The organism is Streptomyces sp. NPDC107559, assembly GCF_055657365.1.
This window is the reverse complement of sequence record NZ_JBVKBD010000005.1, coordinates 220,255-235,032: the sequence shown is the minus strand read 5'-3', so window position 1 is coordinate 235,032 and position 14,778 is coordinate 220,255. Positions and strand designations below refer to the sequence as shown.

Below are 14,778 nucleotides of genomic sequence, written 5' to 3'. Positions count from 1 at the left end.
GCACAGACGAGGAGCGAGCGCCATGACCATCGCCCCGGACGACGCGCAGCAGGGAAGCACCCACCGGTACCGGGCCATGCGCGACTTCGTTCAGGCCATGGACGACACCCTGCCCGGCAAGTTCGAGGTCACCAAAGAAGGAATCGTCCACGACATGATGGCGCCCGTCGGCCCGCACGAGCTGACCACCCTGCATCTGCGGAAGCGCCTCGAAAAGGTGATGCCGGACGAGAACGTGGCCCACACGGGCGAGCCGGATGTCGAGGACGCACCCGAGGGCATCATGCGGCGACCCGACGTGATGGTGATCGCGCTGACCGACATGGAGGTCCCGGGAAGCTTCGATCCGCGTACGCTCATCGCCGCCATCGAGGTCGTCTCCCGCTCCAACCCGGACAACGACTGGGTGAGCAAGGCACGCGACTATCCCCTGATGGGTGTCCCCGTCTACGCGATCTTCGACCCGCGCACCGGCACCGGTGCCGTCCTCACCGACATCCACGCCACCCCGGACGGCCCCCGTTACGCGACCCGTAAGGACTTCGTCTACGGCGAGGACGTGACGATCGCCGACTGGACGATCTCCACGGCGAACCTGCCGCTCTACCCGGACGTCTGAACCCGGACACGGCGAAGGGGCCCGTACGGACGACACCGTACGGACCCCTGTGAGGCTCGGCTCGGACCGGAGTCGCCCGGTCAGATCACACCCTGCTCCAGCATCGCGTCGGCGACGCGCTCGAAGCCGGCGATGTTCGCGCCGCTGACGTAGTCGCCGGGGACGCCGTAGCGTTCGGCGGTCTCGTGGCAGACATCGTGGATGTTGTTCATGATGCCGGTCAGCTCGTCCTCGACCCGCTCCCGCGACCACGAGGTACGGGCGTGGTTCTGGCTCATCTCCAGCGCGCTGACCGCGACACCGCCGGCGTTGGCCGCCTTGCCGGGGCCGAAGGCGACGCCCGCCTGCTGGAAGAGGTGCACGGCCTCGGGGGTGGTGGGCATGTTGGCGCCCTCGGAGACGGCCTTGACGCCGTTGCCGATCAGGGTGGCCGCCGCGGCCGCGTCCAGCTCGTTCTGGGTGGCCGAGGGCAGCGCGACATCGCCGGGCACGTCCCAGACGCTGCCGTTCGCGACGAACCGCGCCGACGCGCCGCGCCGCGCCGCGTAGTCGGAGACCCGGCCGCGCTCGACCTCCTTGACCTGCTTGAGCAGTTCGACGTCGATGCCCTTGTCGTCGACGACGTAGCCGGTCGAGTCGGAGCAGGTCACCGGGTTGGCGCCGAGCGCGGTGAGCTTCTCGACGGTGTAGATCGCGACGTTGCCGGAGCCGGAGACGACCGCGGTGCGGCCCTCCAGGTCCTCGCCGCGCTCGCGCAGCATGGCGGCGGCGAACAGGACGCTGCCGTAACCGGTCGCCTCGGGCCGGATCAGCGAGCCGCCCCAGTGCGTGCCCTTGCCGGTGAGGACACCGGCCTCCCAGCGGTTGGTGATGCGCCGGTACTGGCCGAACATGTAGCCGATCTCGCGGCCGCCCACGCCGATGTCGCCCGCCGGCACGTCCGTGTGCTCACCGATGTGCCGGTACAGCTCCGTCATGAACGACTGGCAGAACCGCATGACTTCGGCGTTCGACCTCCCGTGCGGGTCGAAGTCGCTGCCGCCCTTGCCGCCGCCGATGCCGAGACCGGTCAGGGCGTTCTTGAAGATCTGCTCGAAGCCGAGGAACTTCACGATGCCCAGGTTCACCGACGGGTGGAAGCGCAGACCGCCCTTGTACGGGCCGAGCGCGCTGTTGAACTCCACCCGGTAGCCCCGGTTGACGTGGACCTTGCCGTGGTCGTCCGTCCACGGAACACGGAAGATGATCTGCCGCTCGGGCTCCACCAGGCGCTCGACGAGAGCCGCGTCCGCGTACTCCGGGCGCTGCGAGAGGACCGGGGCCAAGGTTTCGAGCACCTCGTGTGCGGCCTGGTGGAACTCGGGCTGCGCCGGATTGCGGTGCTCGATGTCGGCGAGCAAGGACGCGATACGGCTCTTCGGGTCAGGACGGGTCACCTGGGGTCCCTTCTGAGGGAATGGCCGAAGCGGCGGACCGGGCTGGTCCGACCGGGTGGGTTTCCGGTTTCCGGCGGCATCGGCATAGGGGCCAGGGCGCACCCGGGCAGGGGCGGGCGCCTGGAACCCCGGCAATCCGGTACGACCGGCGGGGGTGCGTGCGCTCGGCGCCGTTGCCGGTGCGCAGACCTATGGATCCCCCGCCCGAGGGCGGAAGACCGCCCCCACAGTGTTACTCCTGAATTTCGTCTGCGTTACGTGATTCCGCATACGCGACGGCAGAAGGGCACTTCACCTGCGGGGATCGTCCGTACACGGTAACTCCGGCCGGTCTCCGTATACGGACTTGTCCGCCCGCCGAGACGGAGGGCTCCAGAGAGTGGGCCGATCCGTGCCAATCCGGCCCAATCCTAGCCAATCCGGGGCGTTCCAGAGCCGCGACGCGCCCCGGGCTGCCGTTCCCGGGCATGCGAAAGGGCCCGTACGACCGAAGTCGTACGGGCCCCTTCTGGAGCTCAGCTCAGGCTGTAGCTACCGAGTCAGGCACAAAATCACTTCGTGATCTTGATGACCTGGCCGGCGCCGACCGTCCGGCCACCCTCACGGATGGCGAACTTCAGGCCCTCTTCCATGGCGATGGGCTGGATGAGCTGCACCGACATCTCGGTGTTGTCACCCGGCATGACCATCTCGGTGCCCTCGGGGAGGGTCACAACGCCCGTCACGTCCGTCGTACGGAAGTAGAACTGCGGACGGTAGTTGTTGAAGAACGGCGTGTGGCGGCCACCCTCGTCCTTGGACAGGATGTAGGCCTGCGCCTCGAACTCGGTGTGCGGGGTGACCGAGCCCGGCTTGATGATGACCTGGCCGCGCTCGACGTCCTCGCGCTTGATGCCACGGAGGAGCAGACCGACGTTCTCACCGGCCTGGCCCTCGTCGAGCAGCTTGCGGAACATCTCGATACCGGTGACCGTGGTGGTGGTCTTCTCGGTCTTGATGCCGATGATGTCGACGGTCTCGTTGACCTTCAGGACACCACGCTCGATACGGCCGGTGACGACCGTACCGCGACCGGTGATCGTGAAGACGTCCTCGATGGGCATGAGGAACGGCTTGTCGACGTCACGCTCGGGCTCCGGGATGGAGGCGTCGACGGCGTCCATGAGGTCCAGAACGGTCTGGCCCCACTCGGCGTCGCCCTCGAGGGCCTTGAGCGCCGAGACCTTGACGACGGGAAGCTCGTCGCCCGGGAACTCGTACTCGGAGAGGAGCTCACGGACCTCGAGCTCGACGAGCTCCAGGATCTCCTCGTCGTCCACCATGTCGGCCTTGTTCAGGGCGACGACGATGTACGGAACGCCGACCTGGCGGGCCAGGAGCACGTGCTCCTTGGTCTGCGGCATCGGGCCGTCGGTGGCGGCGACCACGAGGATGGCGCCGTCCATCTGGGCAGCACCGGTGATCATGTTCTTGATGTAGTCCGCGTGACCCGGGCAGTCGACGTGGGCGTAGTGACGCGCCTCAGTCTGGTACTCGACGTGCGCGATGGAGATGGTGATACCGCGCTGGCGCTCTTCGGGAGCCTTGTCGATCTGGTCGAAGGCCGAGGCCTCGTTCAGGTCCGGGTACTTGTCGTGCAGCACCTTGGTAATGGCGGCCGTGAGGGTCGTCTTACCGTGGTCGATGTGACCGATGGTGCCGATGTTGACGTGCGGCTTAGTCCGCTCGAACTTCGCCTTCGCCACTGGGATCCTCCTACGGAGTGGTTCTGTACGCCTTACTCATCGGCGCCAGGTGATCTTTGCTGGTAAGCCCGGGCCCCGGGTCATCCCCCCGCGAATGCGGAGGAATGACCCGTGAGGCTCAGGAGTCAAGCCTAAAGCGTGTGAACGGAGTGCGTTACTCGCCCTTGGCCTTCGCGATGATCTCCTCGGCGACGTTCCGCGGAACCTCGGCGTAGGAGTCGAACTGCATCGAGTAGCTTGCGCGACCCGAGGTCTTGCTGCGGAGGTCGCCGACGTAGCCGAACATCTCCGAGAGCGGCACCAGACCCTTGACGATCCGGGCGCCCATGCGCTCCTCCATGGCCTGGATCTGACCACGGCGGGAGTTGATGTCGCCGATGACCTCACCCATGTAGTCCTCGGGCGTGGTGACCTCGACGGCCATCATCGGCTCAAGGAGCACGGGGGACGCCTTGCGCGCGGCCTCCTTGAAGGCCTGCGAACCGGCGATCTTGAACGCGAGCTCGGAGGAGTCGACCTCGTGGTAGCCACCGTCGATGAGGATGACGCGGACGCCAGTCATCTCGTAGCCGGCCAGGATGCCGAACTGCATGGCCTCCTGCGCACCGGCGTCGACCGAAGGGATGTACTCCTTCGGGATACGACCACCGGTCACCTTGTTCACGAACTCGTACGAGGCGTCGCCGCCCTCGATGGGCTCGATCGCGATCTGCACCTTGGCGAACTGACCGGTACCACCGGTCTGCTTCTTGTGGGTGTAGTCCAGTCGCTCGACGGCCTTGCGGATCGTCTCGCGGTACGCGACCTGCGGCTTGCCGACGTTGGCCTCGACCTTGAACTCACGGCGCATACGGTCGACCAGCACCTCGAGGTGCAGCTCGCCCATACCACCGATGATGGTCTGGCCGGTCTCCTCGTCCGAGTGAACCTGGAAGGAGGGGTCCTCCTCCGCGAGACGCTGGATGGCGACACCCAGCTTCTCCTGGTCACCCTTGGACTTGGGCTCGATGGCGACCTGAATGACCGGCGCCGGGAAGTCCATGGACTCCAGGATGACCGGGTTCTTGTCGTCGGACAGCGTCTCACCGGTGGTGGTCTGCTTCAGGCCCATGACGGCGACGATGTCACCGGCGCCCACCGACTCGATCTCCTCACGCTTGTTCGCGTGCATGCGGTAGATCTTGCCGATGCGCTCCTTCTTGCCCTTGACCGAGTTCAGCACCGCGGTGCCGGACTCCAGACGACCGGAGTAGATCCGGACGAAGGTGAGCTTGCCCAGGTGAGGGTCGCTCATGATCTTGAAGGCGAGCGCGGACAGCGGCTCGTCGTCCGACGGCTTGCGCTTGACGACGACGTCGGCGTCCTTGACGTCGTGACCCTCGATGGCCTCGACGTCGAGCGGGGTCGGCAGGTAGCGGACGACCGCGTCGAGCAGGGGCTGAACGCCCTTGTTCTTGAACGCGGTGCCACAGAACACCGGGGTGACCGTGACGTCCTTGGACTTGCCGGACGCGATGGTGACGCGGCGGATCGCGGCGTACAGCTGCTCCTCGGTGGGCTCCTGGCCCTCCAGGAACAGCTCCATGATCTCGTCGTCGTGCTCCGCGACGGTCTCGACCAGCTTGCCGCGGTACTCCTCGGCAGCCTCGGCGTGCGTGGCCGGGATGTCGACGACGTCGTACATCTCGCCCTTCGCCGCCTCGGCGGACCACACGAGCGCCTTCATGCGGACCAGGTCCACAACGCCCTTGAAGTCCATCTCGGCGCCGATCGGCAGCTGCATGATGATCGGGACGGCGCCGAGGCGGTCCTTGATCATGTCCACGCAGCGGTGGAACTCGGCGCCGGTGCGGTCCAGCTTGTTCACGAAGCAGATGCGCGGCACGCCGTAACGGTCGGCCTGACGCCACACCGTCTCGGACTGCGGCTCGACACCGGCGACACCGTCGAACACCGTGACGGCACCGTCGAGGACGCGGAGCGAACGCTCCACCTCGACCGTGAAGTCGACGTGCCCGGGGGTGTCGATGATGTTGATCGTGTAGTCGTTGTCCTCGAGCGGCCAGTGACAGGTGGTGGCAGCAGAGGTGATCGTGATGCCACGCTCCTGCTCCTGCTCCATCCAGTCCATGGTGGCAGCGCCGTCGTGGACCTCACCGATCTTGTAGCTGACGCCGGTGTAGAAGAGGATCCGCTCAGTGGTGGTCGTCTTGCCCGCGTCGATGTGGGCCATGATCCCGATGTTGCGGACCTTGGCCAGGTCAAGTGAAGTGGTAGCCATAAGGCTTCAGTCTTCTCTCGGTCTCGATGGGGTCTGCGACTACCAGCGGTAGTGCGCGAAGGCCTTGTTGGACTCGGCCATCTTGTGGGTGTCCTCGCGCTTCTTCACGGCCGCACCGAGGCCGTTCGAGGCGTCGAGAAGCTCGTTGAGGAGGCGCTCGGTCATGGTCTTCTCGCGACGGGCGCGCGAGTAACCGACGAGCCAGCGCAGCGCGAGGGTGTTGGCGCGACCGGGCTTGACCTCGATCGGGACCTGGTAGGTCGCACCACCGACACGGCGGGACTTGACCTCGAGGGTCGGCTTGATGTTCTCAAGCGCGCGCTTCAGCGTGATGATCGGGTCGTTGCCCGTCTTCTCACGCAGACCCTCCATGGCGCCGTAGACGATGCGCTCGGCGGTGGAGCGCTTGCCGTTCAGCAGCACCTTGTTGATCAGCGACGTGACAAGAGGAGAACCGTAGACCGGGTCGATGATGACCGGGCGCTTCGGGGCGGGGCCCTTACGAGGCATTCTTACTTCTCCTTCTTGGCGCCGTAGCGGCTGCGGGCCTGCTTGCGGTTCTTGACACCCTGGGTGTCAAGCGAACCGCGGATGATCTTGTAACGAACACCAGGCAGGTCCTTCACACGGCCGCCGCGCACGAGCACGATGGAGTGCTCCTGCAGGTTGTGTCCCTCACCCGGAATGTAAGCGGTGACCTCGATGCCGCTGGTCAGACGCACACGCGCGACCTTACGCAGGGCCGAGTTCGGCTTCTTCGGGGTGGTCGTGAACACACGCGTGCAGACGCCACGACGCTGGGGCGAACCCTCGAGTGCGGGCGTCTTGTTCTTCTCGACCTTGTCCTGCCGGCCCTTCCGGACCAGCTGCTGGATCGTAGGCACTACTTCTCCGGTTTCTGTGTGCCGAATGGTGAAGCTAACCTGGAACATTCGCCGACCCACGCGGTCGGGTGTGTCGAATCCGGCAGATCTTCGCCGCGAGGCGAAAAGGGCGCAGATCGCGGTGGCCGTTGACAGGCCCCGTGTGCGGTTTCAAGGCACGCACGAGGGCCAGGGCACACCCCAGGCACAAGGTCTGAGCGTACCTACCTCATTCGCTGTGGTCAAAACAAATGGGCAGGACCGGTAGGCCCACACGATTCAAGCCGAAGCCGCAACCCCGTCCGCGATCTTCGAATCAGCGGTTCCCGGCACGAAACCGTCCGCGCGCGACAGACCCGCGCCGATCGCCGCACCGATCCACGATACGGACCGGCGCGGTCCGCCGCGACCGGAGCGGCCGGAAGCCCCCATCCGGAAATGGCCGATTCGCGCCCTTTCACGCTCCGCGATCTTGCGCTTTCAGTACGTTGATCCGTCGTTGCGGGAAATCGGGGGCTGAGCATGACAATGTGGACACCTGCGTATTCGCCGGACGACGGCGGGCTGGACGACCGGGTGCCGTTCCTGGCCCGGCTGGAGAGCGAGGACCGCTCGGGGCTGCTGGCCCTGGGCCGCTCGCTGGACTTCACGCCCCGCATGGTCCTGGTCCGCCAGCACGAGCCCTCCTCGCACGTCCTCTTCCTCGTCCACGGCTGGACCAAGGTCACCGCCTCGGCCGCCAACGGCTACGAGGCCCTGCTGGCACTGCGCGGCCCCGGCGACATCGTCGGCGAGTCGGCCGCGCTGACCGGGCGCTCACGATCGGCGACGGTCACCGCGCTGGAGCCCGTACGGGCGGTGGCGGTCGAGCGCGACCGCTTCAAGGACTTCCTCGGCCGCTCCCCCGCCGTCTCCTTCGCCCTCCTCGGCCTCACCGCGGACCGCACCCGCGCGGCGGACCGGCGCCGGCTGGAGTTCGCCTCGATGAGCGTGCGGGAACGCTTCGCCGTCCTGCTGCTGGACCTGGCCCGCACCCACGGCCGCCGCACCCCCGAGGGCGTCGAACTGGCCGTGCCGCTCAGCAAGCAGGAGCTGGCCGGCTCGGTGGGGGCGTCCCGGGAGATGGTGCAGCGCCTGCTGCGGGAGCTGCGGGACAAGGGGGCCGTGGCCACGGGCCGCCGCACCATGCTGATCATGCGGCCGGACATCCTGCGGCGCATCGCGGCGACGGGCCCGGCGGCGGGCATCCCGACGCCACCGGGGCCTTCGGAGGAATGAACGGAGCCCGCGCTCGGGCGGGGGTCGGCGGAGGAAGGAACGGGCCTCGCCCCGGGGGCGGCCTGGCCGGGCAAGCCCGAGGCGGCCGAGCGGGCGCGCCTGAGGCGGCCGAGCGGGCGCGCCCGAGCGCGGGCGGGGACGCAGTGCAGGCACTGGCGCCTGCGCGGTCGCGCATCGGCACACGGCATCGGCACATGCAGCAGTCCGCGCAGGCGCACCTCCAGGCGACCGCGCAGGCGGCCTCGGGCTGCCTCGCGGGCGAGCCAGGGCTGCCAGGCAGCAGACCTAGGGCGCCGCACAGGCGGACCCGGGGCGCCGCGCAGGCAGGCCCGGGCGCCGCACAGGTGGGCAGGTCGGTGGGCAGGCGGACGTGTTCGGCCGATGGTGTCCCACCTGACTCGGGTGTCCTTCTGTGCACACGGTCACACTCCGAATGGGTCATCCGCCCTCACCGCCCGAGCCTCGTCGCCACCACGCTGCTGCTCTGCACGGCACACCCCCCGAGAGGCGACCATGACCGACCCTGTGAACCGCACGATCCTGCTGCTGGACATCGAGAGGTTCAGCCATCGGGACGACGTGGAGCAGGCCTATCTACGGCGCATGCTCTACGACATCGCCGACCGCACGCTGGAGAGCGCGGGCATCGACGAGACCCGTCGGCTGCGGGCCGACCGCGGGGACTCGGTGATGGAGCTGATCGACGCTGGCGCCCCGGTCACGCCACTGCTGCGGGCCCTGCTCACGGAGGTCCCGGCGCAGCTGCGGACGGTCAACCGCATGGCGTCCAGCTCCGCGCAGATCCGGCTGCGCGGTGTCCTCGCCACCGGCTGGGTCGCCGTCGACCGGCACGCCGGCTGGGTCGGCAGCGACCTCAACCACGCCTGCCGGCTGCTGGACGCGGACGTGCTGCGGGCCGCGCTGCGCGAGCGCACCGACGACTTCGCCCTGTGCGTCTCGGACGCCCTGCACTCCGGTGTCGTACGCCATGACCACCCCGGCATCCCGGCCGCCGACTTCCATCCGGTGACGGTGGCGAGCAAGAACGGCCCGCTGAAGGCGTGGCTGCACGGACCGGTGCCCGAAGGGGCGACCGGCCAGGACCACGGTGGTACGGGGGCGGGGGAGGCGCCGGGCGGATCGGGGGACCGCCCGGCGCCGCACGTCCCCGCCCAGGCCACGCCCGAGGAACGCGTCCCCGCCCAGGCCACGCCCGAGGAACGCGTCCCCGCCCAGGCCACGCCCGAGGAACGCGTCCCCGCCCAGGCCACGCCCGAGGAACGGGTCCCCGCGCAGGGCACCCCCGAGGAACGGGTCCCCGCGCAGGGCACCCGCAAGGAGCGCCCGGCGCCGGACGGAACACGGGGAGCCCCGGCGCCGGGCGCCGTCTTCAACTTCAACGGCGGCTCGCCCTCCTTCGGCGGCAGCCTGGTCGCCGGTGACCAGCACGGCGTCAGCGGCGGCCAGGTCACCGGCGACGTACACCTCGGCACCCACGAGCGCGGTCACGAGCTCGGTCACGAGCGGGGAGAAGGCGCATGAACGGCCGGCCCGAACCGGACAGCTCCAGACCCACCGCGGCCCCCGCCGGCGGCGCGGCCGCCGCCCCGGAACCGAAGCCTGCCGAGCCGGCCGCCGACGAGGCCCAGCCGGCCGCCCCCGCAACCGCCGCGCCCGCCGCCGAGGAGCGCGAGCAGCCGCAGAACGCCTGGTCGGCCCGGCGCGACCTGATCGACCACAGCCCCCGGACCATGAACTTCAACGGCGGCTCGCCGTCCTTCGGCGGCAGCCTGGTCGGCGGGAACCAGCACGGCGTCAGCGGCGGCCGGGTCACCGGCGACGTCATCATGGGCACCAAGACGGAGATCCACTACGCGATAGCGGGTTACTCCGCGCCCGCCTCCGCCTCCGGCGAGATCCCGCGGACCACGCTCGACCGCCTGGCCGCCACCTTCGCCGCCGACGAGGAGGTCATGGCCGACCTGCTCGAACGCCTGCGCCGCGACCGGGTGCTCGTCCTGTCCGGCCCCCGCTTCACCGGCCGCCGCACGGCCGCCCTGATGCTGCTGCGCCGGCTCGCCGCCGCCCCCGTCCGCGCCCTAGTAAGCGACACCGGACCGAGCTCCCTCGCCGAGCAGTTCGGCACCGAGGACCAGGCCCAGGGCTATGTCCTGTGCGACCTCGCCACCCGCCGCGACCGCCCGCTGCGCGAACCGCACCTGCTCGCCGCGAAGGACCGGCTCGCCGAGCGGAACGCCTATCTGGTCGTCACCGTCGGCCCCACCGCCGTCCTGGAGGACGTGCCCGCCGTGGAGTGGCGACCGCCCGCCGCGGCCGACGTGCTCCGCGCCCACCTGGACGCAGGACCCGCCCAGGAGACCGCCACCAAGCTCCTCGACCTGCCGGCCGTGACGGAGTTCCTGGAGCGCGGCCACCAGCTGCGCGAGGTGGCCGTCTTCGCCCAACTGCTGACCGGCCACGCGGCCGGGCGGGTCACCGAGGACGACGTCGCCCAGTTCTCGCTGCTCTCCCTGGAACACCAGGTCCAGGAGTGGTTCGAGGAGGACGAGAGCGCGATCCACCTGCGCGACAAGGCGTTCCTGGTCGCGCTGGCCGCCTTCGACGGCGGCCCGTACGCCCTCACCGCCGAACTGAGCGACCTGCTGTACCGCTTCCTCCAGGAGACCGAGAACCCCGCCCGGGTCCCCGAGGTACCCGTCTTCGGCACCCATATCGGCAAGCGTCTGCGGCTGGCCCGCGCGGAGCGGTTCGAGGACGACGAGCACACCGAATGGGGGCTGGTCCTCCAGCAGAAGGCCAGGTTCCGTGACGAACGGGCCTCGCTGGTGCTGCTGCGCGAGCTGTGGACCGGCCACCCGTCCGCCCGGCCCGCCCTCATCAAGTGGCTGCGCCAGCTCGCCGACGACGGCCGCCCGCTGGTGCGCACCCGCGCCGCCTCCACCGTCGCGATCCTGGCCCGTACCGACCTGCCCTCGGCGATGGCGCTGGTCATCGAGCCGTGGGCGACCTCGCAGCGGTTCCGCCAACGGCTGGTCGCGGTCAACTCGCTGACCTTCGCCCACCTCATCGGCACGCCCAACATCCCGCGCATCCTCGACGCCTGGTGCGAGGGCGACGACGCCCGGCTGCGCTGGGTGGCCGTGCGCTCGTACGGACTGATCGGCCCGGAGCGCCCCGCGGAGGCCATGGCCGCCCTGCGCGGGGCGGTACGGCGGCTCTACGACGACGGCCCCGACGACCTCGACGAGGCGATGGCCGGCGAGCTCGCCGAAGCCGTCGAGCTGTTGCTGCTCTCCCCCGCCAGCGACCAGGTGCTCGCGGAGCTGCGCGAGCACCTCGACCGCGACCGCGCCGTGCACGACCTCGCACTCGCCGGATTCGTCAACGCCTGCCGCCGTACGGAGGACGACGAACGGTACGGCACTCCACTGGTCCTCGCCTGGTACGCCCGCGCGGTGCCCGAGGGCAACACCGCGGCCCGCGGCATCCCCCACCTCTGGCGCGCCGCACTGGCCGACCCGCGCGCCACCCGGCACGCGCTCGACGTCCTGCGCGACTGGGTCCTGATCGCCGACCGGGCCACCGCCACCGAATGGGCGCTGGCCGCCCTGCTCCCGACGCTCGTCACCACGCCCGCCGAACACCAGCGGCTGAGCCATCTGCTGCGCACCATGCCCGGCGAGGACGGCAACCCCCCGCCCCCGGTGGCGGCCCGCCTGCTCACCACGCTTCCGACCCGCTGACCCACGTCAGAACGCCCCGCGCCCGCCGGGTGGTACGTCCGAGGAGACACGCCCCATGCCCACCTTCCGCCAGCCCGATTGGCAGCAGCAGGCCGACCGGCACACCGAGATCGTCGACCCGGTCCTCACCGTGCGGCAGCTGTCGCGCTTCGACTTCAACCTCAAGTCGTACGTCCGTATCGACCACGCATTGGTCTTCTCGACCGCGAAGGGCGGCTACGAGCCCTATCTGCCGCCGCGGCGGCCGACCCGCGCCGAGGTCCTCGCGAACCATTACACGGCCGTGTACGAGGTGGACATGGGCGTGCACCCGCACACCTGCAACCTCGAACTGCCCAGCGACAACGACGCGTTCGAGTTCACCGCCGCGGTCGACATCTCCTGGCAGGTCATCGACCCGGCCCGGTTCGTGGCCAGCGGCCACCGGGACGTGCCCGGTCTGGTGCTGAGCGAACTCCAGCAGGCGGCCCGCCCGGTGACACGCCGGTTCCCCATCGCCGCGAGCGCGACCGCCGAGGCGGAACTGCTGGAGCGGATGAACCTGCTGGGCCCGCTCGGGGCCCCGGCCGGACTCCAGGTCACCTGGACCCTGCGGCTGCGGCGCGACGAGGACGACATCGAACACCAGCGGCGCATGCGGGCCATCGACCAGTCCGCCAGCGAGCAGATCCTGGCGGCGCAGCGGGGCATGGACATCGACGTCGAGGTCGACCGCCGGGGCCGCCAGAGCGATGCGCTCCAGATCGAGCGGGCCATGCAGTACGGCGCCCATCAGCAGGAACTGATCCTCCAGCAGCAGCGCATGCAGCACGCGCAGGCGCTGCTCGCGGGTGAGCAGCAGATGCAGCTCCAGCAACTGGAGGCGGAGAAGGCCAGGTTCTACGCGTGGCACCTCCAGCAGGGCGGTGTCCACGCCTGGGCGCTGCACCTGGCCCAGCACCCGGAGGACTCGGCCACCGTCATGAACAGCATGCGGGAGGACCAGCTCCGCATGATCCAGTCCCAGATGGAACTGGTGAAGCAGCTGCTCGGCGGCGACGGCGCGGAGAACTGGGAGCTGGAGGGCCCGAAGCAGCTGGCCCTGCGCACGGTCAACGACATCCTCACCCAGCGTCTGCCGGGCGTACCGCAGGACCCGCCGCAGCTTCCGGGGGGCGCTCCCGTGTATCCGGGGTCGGCAATCCCGCAGGGCGGCGCGCCGGATCCGGGCGCGGCGGGAATGCCCGGCCTGCCGGGTGACGGCGGCCCCGGCAGCCCGGGGTGGCCGAGCGCTCAGCACCCCGGCGGGTACGCGGCGCCGACGGGCCCGTACGGCGCCCCGGGAGCACCGGCAGCCCCCGCTCCCGGGCCCTACGGAGTCCCCGGAACGCCTGGTCCCGGCCCTTACGGTTCCGGCCCCTACGGCGCCCCCGGGACGCCCGGCTCTCCCTCGTACGGCGCCCCCGGGACGCCCGGCTCTCCCTCGTACGGCGCCCCCGGGACGCCCGGCTCTCCCTCGTACGGTGCCCCCGGGACGCCCGACACTCCGCCGTACGTCGTTCCCGGGACGCCCGGCACTCCCCCGCATGCCGTTCCCGGGACGCCCGGCACTCCCTCGTACGGTGCCCACGGGACGCCCGACACTCCGCCGTACGTCGTTCCCGGGACGCCCGACACTCCGCCGTACGTCGTTCCCGGGACGCCCGGCACTCCGCCGTACGTCGTTCCCGGGACGCCCGGCACTCCGCCGTACGTCGTTCCCGGGACGCCCGGCACTCCCCCACATGCCGTTCCCGGGACGCCCGGCACTCCTTCGTACGGAGGTCCCGGGACGCCCGGCTCCCCGTCGCAGGGAGTTCCCGACGCGCCTGCGGCACCGGCCGGCGCGCCGCCCACGCCCGCCGCGCCGCCCGGCGCCGCGCAGCGTCCCCCGTTCCCGCCTGCCGCGGGCGGGCCGGACGCCCTGCCGCCCGCCTCGCCGCCGCCCCCGGCGTACGCCCCCGCGGCACCGGCCGGGCCGCCGGAGGCTCCTGCCTGGCAGCCCCCGCCCGGCTACGGCAGGACCCCGACGCTGCCGGCCCAGACGGTGCCGGAGGTGCCGGGGGCCGCCCACCAGGACGACAGCGACAGCGAACCGGGGGACAAGAACCCTGCCGACCGGGTGGAGGGCAGCGGCGGATGACCACGCTCGACCCCGCACCCGCACCCGCACCCGCACCGGCGCCGGTCGTCCGCACGGACGGCGACCCGGACGGTGGCGACCTCGTCCCCCTCTGCGAGCGGCTGCTCACGGAGCTGCGCGCCGAGGTGGCCCGCGCGGACGGCAAGGCGTCCGTGCTGGTCGGCGCCCTCGGTATGACCGCGGGTGTCTCCAGCGGGCTGCTGGCCGGGCGGAAGTGGTCCCCGGCCGCGCTCTCCACCCCGGGCACGGTGCTGTGGTGGGCCGGGACCGGAGCCCTGGGGCTCTCCCTGCTGGCCCTGATGCTGGCGGTGCTGCCCCGCTACCGCGCCGGGACCTGGACGCCGGGCCGCCCGCTGTCCTACTTCGGCGACATCCAGGAAGCCGTCCGGCTCGGCCGCTTGGAGACCGCGCTCGACGACACCCGGCGCGACCCCACGACCGGACTGACCAGCGCTCTCGCCAGCCTGAGCCATATCGCCGCCCGCAAGCACCAGTGGATCCGCACCGGTCTGGTCGCCTTCTGCGCCGGCACGGCCCTGCTGCCCTCCTCGCTGCTGATCGGCTGATCCGGCCGCACGGCAGTCGTCCCCGTCTCCGAGGCCGTCGGGCCTCTGAGTCTCCGCAGGAAGCA

11 protein-coding genes are annotated in these 14,778 nt (G+C 70.4%); 6 read left to right on the top strand and 5 right to left on the bottom strand.

The window, feature by feature from the left end; genetic code table 11:
- Positions 1 to 22 precede the first annotated feature (22 nt).
- Complete coding sequence (locus ACZ7OY_RS18125; protein ID WP_471912274.1) at positions 23 to 619, top strand: Uma2 family endonuclease; 597 nt, start codon at positions 23 to 25, stop codon at positions 617 to 619.
- An 80-nt stretch (positions 620 to 699) separates the two neighbouring features.
- Here ACZ7OY_RS18125 and gdhA read toward each other — a convergent pair whose 3' ends face one another.
- From gdhA to rpsL, 5 genes are all read right to left on the bottom strand, one after another.
- Entirely contained in the window at positions 700 to 2,055 is a 1,356-nt protein-coding gene (gene gdhA, locus ACZ7OY_RS18120) for an NADP-specific glutamate dehydrogenase (protein WP_471912273.1), read from the bottom strand.
- Positions 2,056 to 2,606: 551 nt separating this feature from the next.
- The gene (gene tuf, locus ACZ7OY_RS18115) at positions 2,607 to 3,800 is read right to left on the bottom strand and encodes an elongation factor Tu (RefSeq protein WP_162468597.1); all 1,194 of its coding nucleotides are present in this window, start codon (positions 3,798 to 3,800) and stop codon (positions 2,607 to 2,609) included.
- 154 nt (positions 3,801 to 3,954) lie between these two features.
- Entirely contained in the window at positions 3,955 to 6,081 is a 2,127-nt protein-coding gene (fusA, locus tag ACZ7OY_RS18110; RefSeq protein WP_152887985.1) for an elongation factor G, read from the bottom strand.
- A 39-nt stretch (positions 6,082 to 6,120) separates the two neighbouring features.
- Positions 6,121 to 6,591: a 30S ribosomal protein S7 gene (rpsG, locus tag ACZ7OY_RS18105; RefSeq protein WP_003992340.1), complete on the bottom strand. Its 471-nt coding sequence runs from the start codon at positions 6,589 to 6,591 to the stop codon at positions 6,121 to 6,123.
- 2 nt (positions 6,592 to 6,593) lie between these two features.
- Complete coding sequence (gene rpsL, locus ACZ7OY_RS18100) at positions 6,594 to 6,965, bottom strand: 30S ribosomal protein S12 (protein WP_003948652.1); 372 nt, start codon at positions 6,963 to 6,965, stop codon at positions 6,594 to 6,596.
- A gap of 507 nt (positions 6,966 to 7,472) precedes the next feature.
- Here rpsL and ACZ7OY_RS18095 point away from each other — a divergent pair.
- From ACZ7OY_RS18095 to ACZ7OY_RS18075, 5 genes are all read left to right on the top strand, one after another.
- Positions 7,473 to 8,222, top strand: a complete 750-nt coding sequence (locus tag ACZ7OY_RS18095; protein ID WP_351602496.1) for a Crp/Fnr family transcriptional regulator — start codon at positions 7,473 to 7,475, stop codon at positions 8,220 to 8,222.
- Between the two features lie 513 nt (positions 8,223 to 8,735).
- Entirely contained in the window at positions 8,736 to 9,764 is a 1,029-nt protein-coding gene (locus tag ACZ7OY_RS18090; RefSeq protein WP_471912272.1) for a hypothetical protein, read from the top strand.
- On the top strand, positions 9,761 to 11,986 hold the full coding sequence (locus ACZ7OY_RS18085; RefSeq protein ID WP_471912271.1) for a hypothetical protein: 2,226 nt from the start codon (positions 9,761 to 9,763) through the stop codon (positions 11,984 to 11,986). The genes ACZ7OY_RS18090 and ACZ7OY_RS18085 overlap by 4 nt, the downstream gene beginning before the upstream one ends.
- Positions 11,987 to 12,041: 55 nt before the next feature.
- Positions 12,042 to 14,147: a hypothetical protein gene (locus ACZ7OY_RS18080; RefSeq protein ID WP_471912270.1), complete on the top strand. Its 2,106-nt coding sequence runs from the start codon at positions 12,042 to 12,044 to the stop codon at positions 14,145 to 14,147.
- A complete protein-coding gene (locus tag ACZ7OY_RS18075) occupies positions 14,144 to 14,713 on the top strand; it encodes a Pycsar system effector family protein (protein WP_471912269.1) in 570 nt (189 codons plus the stop codon). The genes ACZ7OY_RS18080 and ACZ7OY_RS18075 overlap by 4 nt, the downstream gene beginning before the upstream one ends.
- Positions 14,714 to 14,778 lie beyond the last annotated feature (65 nt).

Excerpts from the sequence above, each read along its gene's own strand:
- ACZ7OY_RS18125 (WP_471912274.1), top strand. The coding sequence starts at position 23 with ATGACCATCGCCCCGGACGACGCGCAGCAGGGAAGCACCCACCGGTAC.
- fusA (WP_152887985.1), bottom strand. The coding sequence starts at position 6,081 with ATGGCTACCACTTCACTTGACCTGGCCAAGGTCCGCAACATCGGGATC.
- rpsG (WP_003992340.1), bottom strand. The coding sequence starts at position 6,591 with ATGCCTCGTAAGGGCCCCGCCCCGAAGCGCCCGGTCATCATCGACCCG.
- ACZ7OY_RS18095 (WP_351602496.1), top strand. The coding sequence starts at position 7,473 with ATGTGGACACCTGCGTATTCGCCGGACGACGGCGGGCTGGACGACCGG.
- ACZ7OY_RS18090 (WP_471912272.1), top strand. The coding sequence starts at position 8,736 with ATGACCGACCCTGTGAACCGCACGATCCTGCTGCTGGACATCGAGAGG.
- ACZ7OY_RS18085 (WP_471912271.1), top strand. The coding sequence starts at position 9,761 with ATGAACGGCCGGCCCGAACCGGACAGCTCCAGACCCACCGCGGCCCCC.
- ACZ7OY_RS18080 (WP_471912270.1), top strand. The coding sequence starts at position 12,042 with ATGCCCACCTTCCGCCAGCCCGATTGGCAGCAGCAGGCCGACCGGCAC.
- ACZ7OY_RS18075 (WP_471912269.1), top strand. The coding sequence starts at position 14,144 with ATGACCACGCTCGACCCCGCACCCGCACCCGCACCCGCACCGGCGCCG.